General features: G+C 60.7%; 13 protein-coding genes and 1 riboswitch. Of the genes, 5 read left to right on the forward strand and 8 right to left on the reverse strand.

From position 1 onward, the window contains the following. Nucleotides 1-210: 210 nt before the first annotated feature. From metA to DLM86_RS03130, 4 genes are all read right to left on the reverse strand, one after another. Entirely contained in the window at nt 211-1,173 is a 963-nt protein-coding gene (gene metA, locus DLM86_RS03115; RefSeq protein ID WP_110838482.1) for a homoserine O-acetyltransferase MetA, read from the reverse strand. Between the two features lie 80 nt (nt 1,174-1,253). After that, nucleotides 1,254-1,381: riboswitch (SAM riboswitch) on the reverse strand. A gap of 8 nt (nt 1,382-1,389) precedes the next feature. Further along, nucleotides 1,390-2,514: an alpha/beta hydrolase family protein gene (locus DLM86_RS03120; RefSeq protein ID WP_110838483.1), complete on the reverse strand. Its 1,125-nt coding sequence runs from the start codon at nt 2,512-2,514 to the stop codon at nt 1,390-1,392. A 102-nt stretch (nt 2,515-2,616) separates the two neighbouring features. Then, nucleotides 2,617-5,562, reverse strand: coding sequence for a DUF4962 domain-containing protein (locus DLM86_RS03125; RefSeq protein ID WP_110838484.1), 2,946 nt, complete (start codon nt 5,560-5,562; stop codon nt 2,617-2,619). Nucleotides 5,563-5,589: 27 nt separating this feature from the next. Beyond that, nucleotides 5,590-6,939: an ABC transporter substrate-binding protein gene (locus DLM86_RS03130; protein ID WP_158289298.1), complete on the reverse strand. Its 1,350-nt coding sequence runs from the start codon at nt 6,937-6,939 to the stop codon at nt 5,590-5,592. 412 nt (nt 6,940-7,351) lie between these two features. On the opposite strand from DLM86_RS03130, the gene DLM86_RS03135 reads away from it, so the two are divergent. Both DLM86_RS03135 and corA read left to right on the forward strand, forming a co-directional pair. Next, the gene (locus tag DLM86_RS03135) at nt 7,352-8,767 is read left to right on the forward strand and encodes an extracellular solute-binding protein (protein ID WP_110838486.1); all 1,416 of its coding nucleotides are present in this window, start codon (nt 7,352-7,354) and stop codon (nt 8,765-8,767) included. 610 nt (nt 8,768-9,377) lie between these two features. Then, the gene (corA, locus tag DLM86_RS03140; RefSeq protein WP_110838487.1) at nt 9,378-10,313 is read left to right on the forward strand and encodes a magnesium/cobalt transporter CorA; all 936 of its coding nucleotides are present in this window, start codon (nt 9,378-9,380) and stop codon (nt 10,311-10,313) included. A 72-nt stretch (nt 10,314-10,385) separates the two neighbouring features. Here corA and DLM86_RS03145 read toward each other — a convergent pair whose 3' ends face one another. The 3 genes from DLM86_RS03145 to DLM86_RS03155 form a co-directional block, all read right to left on the reverse strand. Continuing rightward, nucleotides 10,386-11,822, reverse strand: a complete 1,437-nt coding sequence (locus DLM86_RS03145; protein WP_110838488.1) for a galactose-binding domain-containing protein — start codon at nt 11,820-11,822, stop codon at nt 10,386-10,388. A gap of 309 nt (nt 11,823-12,131) precedes the next feature. Next, nucleotides 12,132-13,427 (reverse strand): homocysteine synthase, encoded by a 1,296-nt coding sequence (locus tag DLM86_RS03150; protein WP_110838489.1) that lies wholly within the window; start codon nt 13,425-13,427, stop codon nt 12,132-12,134. Nucleotides 13,428-13,650: 223 nt separating this feature from the next. After that, nucleotides 13,651-14,700, reverse strand: coding sequence for an HRDC domain-containing protein (locus DLM86_RS03155; RefSeq protein ID WP_110838490.1), 1,050 nt, complete (start codon nt 14,698-14,700; stop codon nt 13,651-13,653). A gap of 203 nt (nt 14,701-14,903) precedes the next feature. Between DLM86_RS03155 and DLM86_RS03160 the strand changes: the two genes are divergently transcribed. Continuing rightward, a complete protein-coding gene (locus DLM86_RS03160; RefSeq protein WP_110838491.1) occupies nt 14,904-16,265 on the forward strand; it encodes a TrkH family potassium uptake protein in 1,362 nt (453 codons plus the stop codon). Between the two features lie 35 nt (nt 16,266-16,300). Here the strand turns inward: DLM86_RS03160 and DLM86_RS03165 are convergent, their stop codons facing one another. Continuing rightward, nucleotides 16,301-17,008: a hypothetical protein gene (locus DLM86_RS03165; RefSeq protein WP_146250141.1), complete on the reverse strand. Its 708-nt coding sequence runs from the start codon at nt 17,006-17,008 to the stop codon at nt 16,301-16,303. Between the two features lie 109 nt (nt 17,009-17,117). Here DLM86_RS03165 and DLM86_RS03170 point away from each other — a divergent pair, with 109 nt between their 5' ends. Together DLM86_RS03170 and DLM86_RS03175 are read left to right on the forward strand one after the other, a co-directional pair. After that, the gene (locus DLM86_RS03170; protein ID WP_110838493.1) at nt 17,118-17,417 is read left to right on the forward strand and encodes a DUF3055 domain-containing protein; all 300 of its coding nucleotides are present in this window, start codon (nt 17,118-17,120) and stop codon (nt 17,415-17,417) included. Nucleotides 17,418-17,497: 80 nt separating this feature from the next. Next, nucleotides 17,498-17,839, forward strand: a complete 342-nt coding sequence (locus DLM86_RS03175; RefSeq protein WP_110838494.1) for a hypothetical protein — start codon at nt 17,498-17,500, stop codon at nt 17,837-17,839. Nucleotides 17,840-17,903 lie beyond the last annotated feature (64 nt).

The following is a 17,903-nucleotide window of genomic DNA, read 5'->3' on the forward strand; positions in this document are numbered from 1 at the left end:
TGTGACAATCCTCCTCGGGATAATAGGGTTTATGTCAAAAAGGAGCCGCACGGAGGCGGCCGGAGCCGGGCATGGTGCGGGAGAAGCGTACGAATGTACCTTATTGGGCGCGCGGCCCGCCTGTTTCGGCGAAATGACGTACATTCGTACCTTATCCGGGCCATGTATGCGATACAGCCTGCCGGGGCACGGGGAGCCGGGCGGGACCGCTCACAGCCCCGCTCCGTACGTCAGCCACTCCTCGTTCTCGCGCTTTTCGTTTCGTGCGGCGGGGTCGAACGGCGTCTCCTGGTAGACGTAATAGTTGAGCCAGTTGGAGAACAGCAGGTTCGCATGCGCTCTCCACGTGACGAGCGGCGGCCGGGTCGGGTCGTTATTCGGGAAATAGTTGCGCGGCACGTCGATCTCGAGACCTTTGGCCACGTCGCGGTCGTACTCCCATTTTAACGTACACGAATCGTATTCGGAATGGCCGGTTACGAAAATATGCTTGCCGTCCTTCGTCGCGACCAGGTATACGCCGGCTTCCTCGGACTCGGACAAAATTTCCAGCTCGGGCACCTTCTCGATATCTTCCTTGCGCACTTCCGTATGGCGCGACTGCGGCACGAAGAACACCTCGTCGAACCCGCGCAGCAGCTTCACGTGCTTCGCCGTCGTCGTATGCGGGAAGACGCCGAAAATTTTGCTCTCGACCGGATATTTCGGCACGCCGAAATGATGGTACAGACCGGCCTGCGACGCCCAGCAAATATACATCGTCGACGTGACGTTCGTCTTCGTCCAATCCATGATCTGCTGCAGCTCGGACCAATAGTTCACGTCCTCGAACTCCATCTGCTCCACCGGCGCGCCGGTAATGATCATGCCGTCGAAGTAATCGTCCTTCACGTCCTCGAACGTTTTGTAGAACGTATTCAGATGCTCGGCGCTCGTATTTTTGGACGTATGCGATTTCGGGTGAAGCAGCACGAATTCGACTTGCAGCGGCGTGTTGCCGATCAGGCGCAAAATTTGCGTTTCCGTCGTTTCCTTCGTCGGCATCAGGTTCAGTATCGCTATTTTCAGAGGACGAATATCTTGGTGGAACGCCACCGTTTCGTCCATCACGAATATGTTCTCCTCGATGAGCACTTCTTTTGCAGGCAAATGGTCCGGTACTTTGATCGGCATCTCGATCACTCCTCGTCGAAAAATTAAAAGGCCTTTCTCCGGAACAGGAGAAAGGCCACCGCTTCGCGCTCGCATGTCCTCTCTCATCTCCCAGAAACGGTTGTTGCTCGTTCCCGCAAGAATTAGCACCGTGCACTTCCGTCATAAAACGGAACTGTCGGTTGCCGGGCTTCATAGGGCTAGTCCCTCCACCTACTCTTGATAAGAGTTTCAAAGCTATTCGGTTATGTTAGTTATTAATGTAGCCGATCCCGGCGATTTCGTCAAGATGGATTCGGCTGGATGCCTTTCGGCCCCCTCATCTTGCCCGGACGGCCCCTTCAGCCACCGGTCGAGGAACGCATACGCGAGCCCGCGGATTTCCGGCGGAAAATCGTGTCCCCCCGCGGTCATGTACGCTTGGAACCGGTCCCCCGCGCCGAGAAACCGGTACAGCTCGTCGAGCTCCGCCATGCAGGCGCCGACGGCTTGCCAATGCGGGAAGATGCGGTCGTTTTGGCCGTAATAGTGAAACGCCGGCACGGGCGCCGCCAGGGCGGCGATCTCGTGAAACTCGAACGGCACCTCGTAGCGGCTCAAATGGCCGGATATGCGGGGAAGATGCGTATACCAATCGCGCTCGCCCCAGTGGGTCGGTTGACGATCGCCGTAGAACGGACTGAAACCGCAGCTGCTGACGTACGCCCGGATGCGAGAATCGAGGCCGGCGAGGAAATAGGCGTTGTAGCCGCCGAACGAATGACCGATCGCCCCGATCCGGTCCGCGTCGACGCCGTCAAGCGAGCGGAGCAGATCGACCCCCTGGATGTGATCGATCGCGTTTTTGCCCACCGTCGACCAATCCGGATGCCGCTCGTAGAACGGCATGCTTCGGAAGCTTTGCAGCCCCGGGTAAATCCGTTCCCCGGCCGTCAGCGCATCGGGCGCCAGCACGACGTAGCCTCGCGACACGAGCTCGACGCCGTATCCCCGATTCGCGCGGCCGTTCGGCACGGCGACGTCGGCTTTGCCGGACTCGTGCGTCGGATGAAGCGCCAGTAGTCCCGGCCGGCGGCCGTCCGCGCCGGCCCCGCCGACGGATTCGTCCGGCAGCAGCAGGAAGGCGCTCACCTTGTCGCCGTATACCGTATCGTAGACGAGACGAATCCGCGTATGGTCCGCCTCCTTCGCTTCGTCCAGCACCTCGTACGATACGGGAACGCGGTCGGGAACGCCTCCGATCTCATCGAGCCATACCCGTTCGATCTCCTTTCGCCGGTCGTGCCAGCTCTCCGCGTTCTCCAAACCGTCCGTCAGCTTCGGAAGTCCGTTCCGATTCAAATCAAGCAAGTTGTAGCTCATCGCAGTATGTCTCTCCCCACTGTAGTCTGTCGATTTCGTTTCGCGCATCCGCCTATCCGATCGATTCGCCCGACCGTCCGGCCTTCGCCGCAGCCGCGCCGTCTATTGCGCGCGGCCGGCTCCGGCGCTCCGCAGCTTCAGCTTCCCGACGGCGCCGCGGACCGCAATCGGCTCGTTCGCCTCCAAGCGGACGACCTCCGGGCGGCCGTATTTTTCGAACATGAACCCGTCCGGCGCCTCCGCCACTTCGTACAAGCCCGGCATGCCGGGCAACATGCCCCACGCTACGGCAGCCCCGTCGATGTCGCGATGCGCCCGCAGCGTTACCGTCCCGGGCACGCCGTCGATCTCCGTCTCCATGACGACGGGATCGAGCGGCTCCGACACGGGCGCTCCGTCCAGCTTGAACGACCGTTCCCCCTTCTCGACCCGGAGCGTCAACCTGTCGCCTTCCGTCCGCCAATGCACGCCGCGCAGCCCCATCGCCTCCGCCGCCTCTCCTCCGCAGGGGATTTCCGCTTCGCCCACCCGTTCGCGAAGCTTCGTAACGCCCGGCGCATGCAGCACGACCTGCGTATCGGCCGCTCCCGAGACCGACAGCTGGCCGTCCCCGAAGGCGACGGTCGCCGGCTTCGCGCTTTCCGCGAGCGTCACGCCGTTCTTGACGAGCTTGGTTCCCTGTACGAGCAAGACCGAGTCGCCCCTGACCGCCGCGGCCACTCCGTCGAACCGGACGTCGCCGGCATCGACTTCCCCGCCGTCCGTCATCCTTACGTAAACCGCGGTCCCGTCCGCGAACGTCAGCTTCCTGTAGTCGCCGCAGTCTTCCGACCGCACCGCCCCCGGGCTTTCGCCGCGCCGGTGCACCTCCATCGTCGCGACGAACGCGACCGCATTCGTCCTGGGCGATAGAAACGCCGCATGACGCTGCTCTTCGTGCTCGTAAGCTCCGGTCGGCTTCACTTCGCTTCCGTCCGCGGCCCGATACTTCGTGTCGACCGTCGTCCGCAAACCCGCCGGAGCATGGAAGTCGACCTTGAGCGCCGCCCTTCCCTTGACGATCGCGGCGCCGGCCCCGTCCTCGTCGATCGTCAATTCCTCCTCGGCATGCAGGCGCCATTCGAACTCCGAGCCGCCCGGCTTGGCGGTTCGGAGCTTGTCGACGACGACGAACGTTCCGGGTCGAAGGAACAGCACATGGCGGTCCGCTTGGGCGAGCTCGCCCTTATAGGCCGCCGCCGCGTCGCCGGACACCGCATCGAAAGCCGGATGCGTGACGAAGCCGGCGATGCGTCCTTTCGCATCGATATCGTTGACCGACTGCCCGTTTTTCCCGTCGAAGGTAATCGCGTTGGAAGCGAACGTCTGCTTCGTATACCGGGCATGGTGCTTGCTGTGATAATAGTCGTAGTAGCCGCTGTCGATGGCGAGCGGCTCCCCGAATGCGTTCAGGATGAACCCGTTCTGGCTCGCGTGGCTGTGATTGTAGCTGCCGTACGGACTGGACTTGAAGTAAAGCGATACCCGGTCGGGATCGTACAGCTCCGAATGCATGGCGACGAGCCCCACGTCCTTGAACCACCTCGATTTGGGCAGGTCGACGGGAGGTCTGGCGTCCAGATCCGGGTCCCCGTAAAAATAGTTGTACAGCTCCGCCCCCGGCGGCTGGCCGATCGCCCGCGACGCCCATTTCAAGCGGGGATCGCCGTACACGGCGGACAGCCGGTTCAGCATGCTGACGCTGGGCGAGCCGGGCTTGTATTCGCTGTCGTCCCCGAATACCCCCTTCGGGCTGTTATGCGGAAAGGCGTAGAGCGGGTACAGCCCCTCGTGGCGGGAATACGCCTTGTCATACAGATTGAAGCCGCTCGAGCTGAGCAGGACGTCCATGAACTCCTTGCCGAACATCGAGGACCATTGCCAATAGCCCGTTCCTTGCGACCAGCCTCCGTCTTCTCCGCCCCATGGCGGCAGCAAATTGATGTAAGCCGGCACGATATCGCGATACCAAGCCTCGGCCTCCGGGATGTCGTGAAGCAAGGCCGTGGCGATAATGCCGATATACCCGAACGCGGTCCACCCGTGGGAATCGTACGGATTCCGGTTGATCGGATGGGTTTGCAAAATGTCCCGGAGCATCGTCTCCGTGCGGGTCTTGATCATGGCTTGCACGTCCCGCCTCTCGTCCGGGGTCAGCAGGTCGAACAGCCAGTCGTAAGCCATCGCGGAGCGGTAGGCGATCGCCCGATGCACCTGGTCGTGGACCGCGTAGCTCGTAGCGCCGTCCGGATTCCAAGAGACGATGTTCATCAGCTGGGCCTTCGCGCTTCTCCCGATGTCAGGCAATCCGCCGATCAGATAGACGAAAGCCGCATCCAGCATCCGGTCGACGGCCCCTTCGGAATAGGCGCGCAGCGTTCGCTGGGCGTACACGTAATCGGGGTCGCCGTGAGGATGCGTCACCGGAAAAGGGAACGTCGGTTCGGCAGGCGGCGGATCGCCCAAGCGCGACGTCACGGACTCGAGCTTGGCCCGGTAGACCGCCGCTCCGACCGTCCGCGACAATCCGCGGAAATCGTCCAGCGTATCGGCATTCGTCCAAATCCGCGGATGGCCGCTGCGGACGGCTCCCATAATCCGAGAAACCGGCGGAACCGGGAAGGGCACGCTCCGCTCCGCGATCCGGAACTTCCGGCTGTCGCTCCAGCCCGACCATCCGCCGTCCGGACGGCGATACTTGACGCGCCAATACCAGATTCCTTCTTCGAACGTGTGCGGGAAATTGTATACGTTCGCCGTCAGCCTGTCGTTCTCGTGGACGACATCGGTTCCCGCCGAATCGCGGCTCACCTGAAGGCGGTAAAGGTCCGCGTCGGCTATATAGGGCCAGCTGAAATCGGGCGGATTTTGCGTCGTAACGAGCGAGTCGATCGGCCGAAACGGCATATTCAGTCCCGACAGCACCGCGGAAGGCCATTCGGCGTCCCCCGCAAGGGCCGCGGCAGATTCGTGGAACGGGTCGTTGCCCGGAAGTCCGGTAACCGGCATGAGGGTCAGTCCTTTCTTAAGCGCATCTTACTTCGTCCTGCTTTTCGCTTTCTCCACTTCCTGCTTCAGCAATTCGTCCGTCTTCCGCAGCGCCGAGTTGACGTCCGTCTTCCCGAGCGCCGCGTCCAGAAACGAATTTCGCAAAATCGTATCGGCGACGTTCGTCTCGATGACCGTCATTCCTTTCGCGCGCACGGGACGGAGCGGAGCGAACTCGTAGTAGCCGACGGCCTTCATGTTTTTGTCCTTGTAGACGGGGCTGTCTTGGCCGAGCACGCTCATCATGTCCTTGTTGTTCACGGTCGGCAGGAAGCCGTTGCGGGCGTCCGTCATTTGCACCTCGTCGCTCAGCATTTCCATAATGACCTGGAACGCCTCTTCCTTGTGCTTGCTCTGCTTCGTGATCATCAGATAGCCCGGCGGGAACGTGCCGATCTTCTTCGGCGCGCCTTCGATGATCGGGATCGATACCATGTCCCAGTTTTTCAGCATGCTGAGATCGAGGTACGGGGAGTAAATGTCGGCGTGAATCGCCACCGTCCCTTTCTGGAACATGGCCCCCTCCTCGGCAAGCGTCGGCCGGATTTCGTTGTTCGGGATTTGATAGAATCGGATGTAGTTGTCGAACATTTTTTTCCACGTATCGAAGCTGGACAATTCGTCCTTTTCCGGATCGAGCGTGGACAGCGAATATTCGTTGTACGTGAAGAAGGTCGCGACGTTGGCGGAAAATCCCCGGTAAGCGACCCCGTCCTCCACGCGGGTCATCTTCCTCGCGATATCGTAAATCTCGTCCCAGGTCATGCCGTCCTTCAAGTAAGGCTGGCCGAATTTGTCGAACAAATCCTTGTTGTAATAAAGCACCCGCGAGAAGAACGGGGAGACGGGGAGTCCGTACAGCTCGCCGTTCTGGGAGGTCAGATCGATGAAGCCCTTCAAGTAAATCGGATTAAACCGGCTCAGGTCGTAATTGTACTTCTTGACCAATTCGCGCATGTCGTATTCGAGCCCCAGATTCAAATAATTGCTTTGCACCGTGCTGGAAATGTTGCGGATGATGTCGGGAATGTCGCCGCTCGCGACATAATCCTGGATGGTGGTTCCTTTTCCGTTCGACGGCATCCAGACCAGCTTGATGTGCGGGAACTTGCTTTGCAACACGTTCTTGAACCTTTTGTTGAATTCCTCCTCCGACACGCCTCCCGCATGAATTTTCAGCTCGATCGGCTCCCGCGGCTTTTCCGCCGTTTTGGGCGAGGGGTTCGGGGAATCGGCGCCTTCGCCGGCCGTACCGGCGCCGCCTCCTCCGCAAGCGGCCAGCAGAAGGAGCAGTATCAAGCCGACCAAGCCGGCCAACGTCGATTTGCGTTTGATCATGTTCGATTCGACCATCCTTTTCGATAAAGTATTGGTTCATTCGGCGATCCCGTTCCGGGATGCGGCTGCGAATCCGGACATCAGTAAGCGCTTACCACCCCTTTTGCCATGCAGATCGAAGCATCCCCCTTGATGAGCTCCATCCTAACCGGAAACTTTTTTCTGATACTTATCTAATATTTATTGTTCAAAATTAAATATATGTAAGGAAGAAGTAACAGTCAAATAATATTTTCCGTTACAGATCAGTTTTAAAAAAACGGTCGTTTTGAACGAAATTTATAATGTTTTTGATATTTATCTAGTATTTAAATAGATGAACACTGCTTTCGATATGAATCAATTTTGTTTGACATGCTGGACGCCATCTACTATGATCAATAATTATAAGTCATAAAGGGATGATCCACTTATGTCGCGAAAGCCTAGCCGTAAGACGTTCCGCCCCCGGCTGGACGAGATGGTCTCGTCGATTCGCAACGGCATTATGGCCGGCGCCATCGAACCGGATCACTATTTGCCTTCGGAGAAGCAGCTCGCCGAGCAATACGGGCTGAGCGTCCAGTCCGTGCGCAAAGGGCTCGACCTGCTCGTCGGCGACGGATTGATCGTGAAAATTCCGAAGATCGGCAGCAAAGTCGTCGACCCCGCGGACAAAGGCGCGGTCACGATCCGTTTGGGGTACTTGCCGACCATTCCGGACGACGCGGACATTCATACGCTGATCGCCATGTTCCGGGAGGAGCATCCGAACATTCACGTCCAAGCCGTGCCGATCGCCGGCTATTCGTACGACCATATCATGCCTTACCTCGACAGCGGCATGCTGGACGTCGTTACCTTGAATTATGAAAACTTCATGCAATTTTCCGAAAACGGCAGCCTGGACGAGCTGGAGCCGCTCGACCGGCAGCAGGACATCTACCCCTTCCTGTCCGACTCGTTCACGGAGAACGGCCGGCTGCGAATTCAGCCTTTCGTCTTTTCGCCGCTCATTTTATGCTACAATCGGGACCATTTCGCGCGCCTCGGGCTGCAGGAGCCGAACAGCAGCTGGAGCTGGCAGCGGTTAAGCGAATGCGCCGCCGACTTGTCCATTCCGAACGAGCGCGTAGGCTTCCATTGTTATTTTTCCACGCTGAATCGGGCCGCCGTCCTGCTCATGCAGATGGGGAAATCGTTCGAGCGCGCTGACGACGGCCGTCTGAAGCTGTCCGGCACTCGCATGATGGAAGCGATCCGATTCAGCCGGGATCTGTACAAGGATATGCCGCTGCTGCCGAACAGCCTGATGAATTGGGAGACGCAGAAGATCGACATGTTCCGTCAAGGCAAGCTGTCCATGGCGATTACGAGCTACTTCACCTTGAATCATTTTCGCGATACCGATCTGGACTACGACATCGCGCCGATCCCTCATTTCGGCGAGCCTCTCACGACGCTCATCGTAATCGGCATGGCCGTGAACCGGCGGTCCAAAAACAAGGAGGCCGCCAAAAAGCTGATCGATTTCGTCACTTCGCCGAAAGCCCAGCTGACGATCCGGCAAAACACGTGCAGTCTCCCCGCCCGGGTCGCCGCGGCGGAATGGAGAGGCCCGGAAAACGCCGCCGTCAACCGGCCGTCCCGCTTCGCCATGTTCCGCGAAATTATGCCGAGCTTCCGTCTGCTCGACGATTTGAACGTCAAGGACAGCGAGCTGCGCAAGCTGGTCGGCGAGCTTCGGCTGTATTGGGCCGGTCTGGGCAGTGAAGAGAAGCTGTGCGCCGAGATGGAAGCGATGCACCGTCCCTCGGAAGACGGCGCCGTTTCCGCGTCGCCCTCCTGATGCCCGATCGGACCGCCGATCGGAGAGGCGCCGTTTCCGGGCAACCGCTCGCGGCGGCGCTCCGCTTCCGCTTCGGCTTTGAACCGCTCGTTTCGACGTGCATATGCTGTAATAGGCCGGTTGCGATCGCGTTTGCGTTTACGGCTCCGACGCGACGCCTTCCCGCTCCTTGGGGCGAAAAGCTCGCGGGTATCTTGTGCGTTTGGCGCACGAGGCGTTATACTAGACGAGAATTGACTTGTCCCGCCGGCAGGCGGGACGAACGAATGTTGCGAACAGAAGGGGTGAACGATGCATGGACGGGGACCGACCCAGACCGACAACGAATCAACTGCATAGCCGGGAACGGCGGTCGGAGCTTGACCCCGGTGCGTCGCGCCTTCCGGTCCTACGCCCCGCGTAGCCGGACTGCCCTCTGTCGTTCCCTCTAGCTAAAGCGGATCGTTTGCTGCGTCTTGCGGCCATTTCCTGCGATGATGGGCCTGCGCAAGCAAGCGTCTTTGGGCATGGCGTTCGTCTTCGGACGTGCGATGTCTTATTGGCGCTTCCAGCGAAAAAACGCATGGCGACATTTCCCGGTTCCGGGGAACACTGCTAAGGGGTGAGACAGATGAAGGTACGTCTGGTTCAAAACGGGTTGTTTACGCCAGTCGAGGATATCGCCGCGGCGCTCGTGCCGCCGGCCAACGGCTTTTATTGGATCGACGCCAGCGTCGAGGATTTGGAGATGCTGCAGCCGCTGTTCCAGCTGCACGACCTCGCCGTCGAGGACAGCTTGACCGAGGAAGAGCAGCGGCCGAAGATCGAGCTGTACGACACGCACTATTTTATCGTCATCAACAGCATCCGGTTCGACGACGAGGAAATTTTCCTGCGCGCCTTGAACATTTTCTTGTTCAAGCATGCCATCATCACCGTCACCCGGCAAAAAATCAACGAAATCCGCTCGATCAAGCCGGTGCTGTGGGAGGAAGAGGTCAACTCGGCCGACCGGTTTTTGTACCATCTCGTCGACATGGTCGTGGACAATTACTTTATCGTCGGCGACCGGATCGAAGCGAAGATCGAATCGCTCGAGGAAGACATCCTCATGCATACGAAGAAATCGCACCTGAACGAAATTATCGGGCTGCGAAGCGAAATATTGTGGCTGAAGAAGATGCTCGTGCCGCAGCGCGACGTCATCTGGGCGTTGAATAAAAAAGAGCTTCGCCTGATCGACGACCAGCTGCAAAAATATTTCGGCGACATTCACGAGAATGCGGTGAAAATTACGGAAACGTTCGAGACGTTCCGCGACTTGATGGGCAACTTGCGCGAGGCGTACCAGTCGAGCCTGTCGAACCGCGCCAACGAAATCATGCGCATCTTCACCGCACTGACGACGATTTTCATGCCGATGACGATCATTACCGGCATTTACGGCATGAACTTCGACTATATGCCGGAGCTGAAGTCGCCCCACGGCTATTATTTGATTCTCGGCATCATGCTGGCCGTCGGCTTGTCGATGACGATTTTTTTCAAGAAAAAGGATTGGTTTTGACCGGCTCGAACGAAGAGGCCGCCCCGCTATCGGAATGTCCGACGGCGAGGCGGCCTTCGTCTGCCTCCATGTTTATTCGTACAGCTCGAGCTCCCAGAACGAGCTGCCGTAGGGCGTCGCCCTCGTCGTGCACAGCAGCTTCACGTACCGCGCGCTTGCCGGCGGGAACGTAATCGTCTCCGTTCCTCCGCCGCCGGAAGTCGTCGAGTAGACGGTCGTATAGGTCGAATCGTCCGTCGACACTTGGATCGAATACGCCGTATCGTACGCCGCCTCCCAATCGATGACCGCTTTGCTTACGGTGCGCACGGAGCCGAGGTCGACCTTGTACCATTCGTTGTTCGCGTAGGCGCTGCCCCAACGGGACCAAGGCTTGCCGTCCACGGAGAGTCCGGCGTATGCCGCGTTGCTGGAGGCGGTCGCCGGCTTGTTCAGCGCCAAGTTTTCCGGCAGGTGGGCGCGGAGAATCGGCGCCAGCAGGCCGGCCGCCTTCGCGTGGCCGGCGTCCGACGGATGGACGCCGTCGGCGAAATCGGCGCCGGAGAGCCAGCCGGTCGTGTCGACGTAATGGACGTTCGCGTCGCCCGCGGCGATCCGGTCGTTCACGGCGGCGAGCGTGGGCGCCGCCTTGTACCCGCCGAACGTGCGCATGACGAGGATGGCCGCGTCCGGCAGCTTGGCGCGGATCCCCTGCAAAAACGCCGAATATGTCGCTTGGAAGTCGGCGTCCGTCACTTGGAAGGCCCGGTCGTTCGTGCCGAGATTGATTACGACGACGTCCGGCGTATAGGTCGTGAAGTCCCAATCCGGCAGGACGGTGCCGTACGTCGCCTCGCGGACCGTCTTCGTCTTGAAATAGTGGCTGCTCATCCCGACCGGATTCGGCGAGTAGCATTGGATGCCGTTTTGGAGACAGACGCCGGGATAGGCGACCTGCGTATGGTCGGCGTTGACCGCTTCGGCGGCGAGCCAGGCGAAGCCGGATACCGCGCCCTTCGTGTTCTGATAGGCGGCCGTTATCGAATCGCCGACGAACTCGATCAGCCTCGGGCGGACCGAAGGCTGTACGGTCGTCGCTCCGGCGTCGAGCACGAGCCCCTGGAACGACATGACGTCGTACTGGGCGTACGTCGTCGCCACCCGCAGCGTATGCACGCCTCCCGATAACGGGGTCGGCGTCAGATTGACGGTGCCGTTCGCGCTCGGGTACGCCGTGTCCGGGCCGTTGTCGATGCTCACCTGCAGGTTGACCGGACCGCCCAGCTTGATTTTCACTGTCGTGCCGGTGAAGTTGACCTTGAAGTAGGCGCCGCCGTAATAGCTTTTGTAGACGGTCGGCGCGCTCGTATCCCACCGCCCGTAGTAACGGATGTTCGGGTCTCCGGGCGTACCGTCGCCCGCCGTCGCGCCCGCCGAACGCGGCAGGAAGAAGCTTGACGCCGCGGTCAGAAGCAGAAGCGCCGCAAGCATCAGCAAGCCGATTCGGCCGGTCGGTCTGGGAAGAAACATGATGGATCGCCTCCTTAACATAATGGATTGCAAGCCAGTCCCTCTCGTAAGCGCTTGCACAGTTCGGTTCGGCCAGCGTCTCGCCGTTCCGGCGGACCGCTCCCGTCGATCCCTCGCTCTCTTCCTCCCTCCTTTCCGGTCGTTCCGTGGCGGAACTTGATTCCATTGTATAAGCGGGCCGGAGACGGCGGCTATACACTTCCATGACGATCGATAGCAGTTTCATGACCGAATGGCGGCTCGGCCGCGTCCGTCGGCGGCGACGCCAAGAAAGAGGCCCTTCGGCCTCTTTCTTCGGTTGCATCACGCTTACGCCTGGCTCGCCTCGATCGCCTGCCGCAGATCGTCGATAATGTCGACGATCGATTCCGTGCCGACCGACAGCCGGATCAGACCCGGCGACACGCCGGCCGCTTCCTGCTCGGCGGCGGTCAGCTGCTGATGCGTCGTGCTGGCCGGATGAATGATGAGCGACTTGGAGTCGCCGACGTTCGCCAAGTGCGAGAACAGCTTGACGCTGTCGATCAGCTTGCGGCCGGCGTCGACGCCGCCCTTGATGCCGAACGTCAAAATGGCGCCTTGGCCTTTGGGCAAATATTTTTGCGCGAGGGCGTAGGACGGGTGGTTGTCCAAGCCCGGATAGCTGACCCATTCGACCGCGTCGTGGCTTTGCAGGAAGCGCGCGACCTCCAGCGCATTGGCGCTGTGCCGTTCCAGCCGCAGGTGAAGCGTCTCCAGCCCTTGCAGCAGCAGGAACGAATTGAACGGCGCGAGCGAAGCGCCCAGATCGCGCAGCAGCTGGACGCGGGCCTTGACGATGTAGGCGACCGGTCCGACCGCCTCCGTGTAGACGACGCCGTGGTAGCTCGGATCGGGCTCGGTCAGGCCGGGAAATTTGCCGCTCGCTTTCCAGTCGAATCGGCCGGAGTCGACGATGACGCCGCCGATCGACGTGCCGTGGCCGCCGATGAACTTGGTGGCGGAATGGACGACGATGTCCGCCCCGTAATCGATCGGGCGAAGCAGATAAGGGCTCGGGAACGTGTTGTCGACGATGAGCGGGATGCCGTTCTCGTGGGCGATCCGGGCGACCGCCTCGACGTCCAGCACGTCGCCGCGCGGATTGCCGATCGTCTCCGCGTACAGCGCCTTCGTCTTCGGCGTGATGGCGGCGCGGAACTGTTCGGGATCGGACGAATCGACGAATTTTACCGTAATGCCCAGCTTCGGCAGCGTCGTGCCGAACAAGTTGTACGTCCCGCCGTACAGGCTCGTCGACGAGACGATCTCGTCGCCGGCGCCCGCGATGTTCAGAATCGCGTACGAGATCGCGGCCTGGCCGGAAGCGACGGCCAATGCCGCCGCGCCGTTTTCAAGCGCGGCGATCCGGTTCTCGAACACGTCGGACGTCGGGTTCATGATGCGCGAGTAAATGTTGCCGAACTCCTTGAGCGCGAACAAGTTCGCCGCATGCTCCGAGTCGCGGAAGCCGTACGAGGTCGTCTGGTAAATCGGCACCGCCCGGGCGTTGGTCGCCGGATCGAGCGTTTGGCCCGCATGGATGGCGAGCGTTTCGGGCTGCAGAGCTTTCGGTTGTTGGGACATGGTCATTCCTCCTCGTCGTAATGGAAGGGCGCGTTATGCCCGCCGTCATGGCCGCGAACCGTAAAAAAAGGCGCCCGAGCCGCAAGCTTCGCGCTGCGGCAAGGACGCCTTCGGTAGACCGATCGGCAATATCCTATAATTTCAATAGGTTTAATTGTATTAATCCGTATCTTACCAGCAGCCGATCGTCCCGTCAACGTTTTTTTCGCGCCGTTCCGCGCGCTTACGCCGACTGCTCCGGCAGCGGCTCGCCTTCGTTCGCGCCGGCGACCGTCTCGGCCGCAGCCGCCTTCGCTTTCCGGTAGCGGATGCGCAGCAGCCTCAGCCACTCGTACGCGCGTCCGAGCGCCTCCTCGTCCAGCTTCTTCTCGTCGTACAGCTTTCGCAGGACGGGGCGCAGAAACCGGTCGCCCGCCGTCCCGAACGCGTTCCACGCTTTATCCACGATCTCGTCCGGCACGCTCGCCAGCTCCGCCGCGATCAGCGGCTCCAGCTCGCAGCCTTCCTTGTCCAGCTCTTCCAGCCAGGTGAGGAGCTCCCGCCTGCCGAGCCCGGACTCCGGCTCCAGCTCGGCCAGCGTCCGTCCTTCCGCGATCGCCTCGAGCAGCTTCCGCTTCAGCTCCTGCTTTGCGGTCTCGCCCTGAAGCCGCTGCTCCCGCCGCTCGCGCATCCATTGCTCGACGTGCGCCGTGTCGACCTCCTCCGCCACCCAATCGAGCGGAAACGATACGTTCCGGTTCGCCTCGCCGGTCAAAGCGAGAATCGCGGCACCGTACGACGCGGCCTTCTGCTCGCCGAAGCCGGGAATGTGCCGCAGCTCCTCCTCCGTCTGCGGGACGAATGCGCTGATCATCTTGAGCATCCGGTTCGAGGCGATGATGAACGGCGACTTCCCTTCGCGCGCCGCCTGTCCGTTACGCCACTTGCGAAGCGCCTCGTACAGCGCCTCGTCCGTATGGTGCTCGCCGTAATATTCCAGCTTCCGGACGAGGATCGACCGGCCCGCCCCCGCGGAATCCCGCTCCCCTGCGAAATCGACGACGGGGCGGAAGCCGGCCAGCCGCTTCTCCGCCACGCGTCCGCGGAATTCGGCGATCATGTCGTTCCAAGCCGAGCCGGCGTACCAGCTCTCCTGGACCGATCGTCCTTCTCCGTCCGGCTGGTGCCACCATACCCGCCACTCTCCGAACTCCTCGGCGATGGACACTTGCGCCGTCACGGCTCCTTCTTGCCCGTCCGCCTTCTCGAAGCTGTTCAAAAACACGAGATTCATCCCATACTCCCCTTTCGCATTTGGACGGCAACGACGAAAAGCACCTCTCCCACGCAAGCGTGAAAGAGGTGCTTCCTCCGGCCGATATTCGATACTTCCTCATATTACCATATTTCGGCGACGGTTACAACTGCAGGAAGCGACATTTTTCGTCCGTCCGGATTTGTAGTACAATAAGGCCAACGAATTCGGAGGTATGCTCGATGAAGTCATGGTCCGGTCGGCGCTTGGGCGGCTTGACGCCGACGCAATTCATTATCGTCTCTTATTTGGTCGCGACCGCCGTTTCGACCGTTCTTCTGCTGCTGCCGCTCAGCTTGAAGCCCGGCGTCCGCCTCGCGCCCGTGGACGCGCTGTTCACCGCCGTCAGCGGCATCAGCGTGACGGGGCTCGGCGTGATCGGCGTCGCCGATACGTTCAGCGTATTCGGCACGTTCGTCCTGCTCGGCGTCATGCAGTTCGGCGGCATCGGCATCATGACGCTGGGCACGTTTCTTTGGCTGCTTCTCGGCCGCAACATTACGCTGTCGTACCGCAGGCTCATCATGGTCGACCAGAACCGGTACAACTTGTCCGGCGTCGTCCAGCTGATGCGTTCCATCCTGCTGCTGGCGTTGTCGTTCGAGGCGGCGGGCACCGTCGTGCTCGGCGTCTACTTCCGGCTGGCCGGCTATAGCGACGGCTGGCTGCAGTCGTTCTATTACGGCTTGTTCCATTCCGTATCCGCCTATACGAACGCCGGCTTCGACCTGTTCGGCGATTCGATGCTGTCGTTCGCCGAGGATTATTTCGTCCAGTCCGTTACGATGGTTTTGCTCATATTGGGCGCGATCGGCTTTCCGGTACTGCTGGAGGTAAGGGAGTACGTTCGGGCGCGCAAGAAAGGATTCCGCTTCTCGCTGTACGCCAAAGTGACGGTGACGACGTTCTTCCTGCTCGTCGTCGCGGGTGCGGTCGGCATCTGGATCGTCGAATCCGACTCGGCGTTCGCCGGCATGCCGTGGCATCAAAAGCTGTTCTTCTCGCTGTTCAATTCCGTCACGACGCGCAGCGGCGGCTTGGCGACGATGGACGTCAACGAATTCACGGGTCCGACCCAGATGCTCATGTCGATCCTGATGTTCATCGGAGCGAGCCCGTCCAGCGTCGGGGGCGGCATTCGGACGACGACGTTCGCCGTCATGATCTTGACCTTGATCACGTTCGCGACCGGGCGCAGCGAGGTGCGGGTGTTCCGCCGCTCCGTCGGACAGGAGGACGTGACGAAAAGCTTCGTCGTCTTCACCTTCGCCGCGATGCTCGTCGTCACGAGCGTCCTGCTGCTCGACGCATTGGAACGGGAGCATTACGCGCTCGACAAAATCATCTTCGAGGTATGCTCCGCCTTCGGAACGTCCGGGCTGTCGACCGGCATAACCGGCGACTTGTCGGTTGCCGGGAAGGCGCTGCTCTCCGTCCTCATGTTCATCGGCCGGATCGGCATCCTGTCGCTGCTGCTCATGTTCCGGATGAAGCGAAGGGCGGAGAAATACCACTTCCCGCGGGAGGACCTCATTATCGGTTAACCGGCCGCACGCTAACCGGCCTGTCGAAGCTTCGCTTATTCCTGCTCGAGCTTCCACGTCCGCGCGGTGTCGAGCAGCTCCTCCCGGGCCGCCTCCGCGTCCCCCGTCACGATCCCGGTCCACGCATAAGCGCGCTTCCGGTCGGCGCGTTCGGGCTCGTCGTCCAGCACGACGAGCCAGTATTCCCGCATGACGGCATCCGATTGCGCGGCGGCGGGCGGCGTCCGCTTCACTTCCGCGAAAGTCGCTTTGCCGACCGGGAGGTCCATCTCCCGCCGCTCGACGATCTCCGCATGGTTGCCGACCGCCTCCCGGATCGGATCCGGCCCGTTCGCCACGCCGAGACGCTGCAATTGCAGGCGGACGTCGCTCCCTTCGTAGACGCCGTCGAAATCGGTCAAGACGACGCCGTCCGGCAGCCGCACGGACTGATGTTTCCAATTGTGCAGGAACGACGACACGCGCCAGCCGTCCTCGTCTTCGGAGACGACGACCGGGAACGGCTCGATGTCGGTCCACGGCACTTCCTTGTCGATATCGGTGGACGATCGGTAGTCGAACCGGACTTGAAACGCGACCGAGCCGTCCTCCCGTTTCGTCCCGCCTTCGATCCGGTACCGCTCGAGCCATGGGCTCGACGTTCCCGTCACCCAATTGGCCGCCTCGAACGACTTGCGGTTCAGCTCGCGGAGCCGCGGCGACAGCATCGCGTATTCCAGCGCCCCGAATTGGAAATTGTTCACGAATTTGACGACGCCGAGGCGGCGGCGGTTTACGCGCGACGCCCTTTTGCCGTCCGGAGCGCGTTCATGTATAATCGGAGTAACGACACAACGATGACGGAGGCCGCGCATGTCCGCGAATTCATTCGATTTTTTGTACGACCATACGGAAGAAACGAAAACCCGGTTCGTCTGCTTCATCTCCCCCTCGCTCGAGCGCTTCGACTTGGCGGTGACGACGACCAGCCGGTTTTACGGCAAAACGCTCGTAACCGACATCCAGTCGGGCCGGACGGCGATCCTTGGCCCCGACGATCTGGACGAACCCGGCTATTTGGAGCACGTGTACCGGTTGTCCGAGGAAGCGGCCGACGAGCTTCGCCAATTTCTCGTCGAGGTCGTCGGCATGGTCAATTTCACCGATATTTGACGCTGCCGGCATGATCGGCACATAAGAAAGACCCTCCCGAGGCACACTGGTACAAACGTGTCCGACAGGAGGGTTTTGACATGTCCGAAAACGAATACGCAAACGCAAATGAAAACAAAACGCCGCGCAACGGCGGCGAAGGCTTCCTTGAGGAGCGCCGGAGCGACTACACCGATCTGGCCACCGTCGAATCGCAGCGCAACGACTTGACCGCGGAGGAATTTCCCGAAGGCCCGTACGGGTCCAGCCTGCTGACCGAATCGCTCGGCAAAAGCACGCCGTGGCGCGAGGATCAGCGGCCGCCCAACTCGTTCAATTACGAAAACCGGGAGCTCCACGAAGGGCTCAACCGGGGCGGCTACCCGGCCGATCATAACACGCACGACGAGTCGCACGACGAATATCCGACCGACAGCGATTGAACGGCCTTCTTACGGCCGGCCTCGACGAGCCCGCCCCCCGTATCCGAAGGGGCGGGCTTTTCGC

This window comes from Paenibacillus flagellatus (assembly GCF_003217775.1).
Taxonomy (GTDB): domain Bacteria; phylum Bacillota; class Bacilli; order Paenibacillales; family NBRC-103111; genus Paenibacillus_AB; species Paenibacillus_AB flagellatus.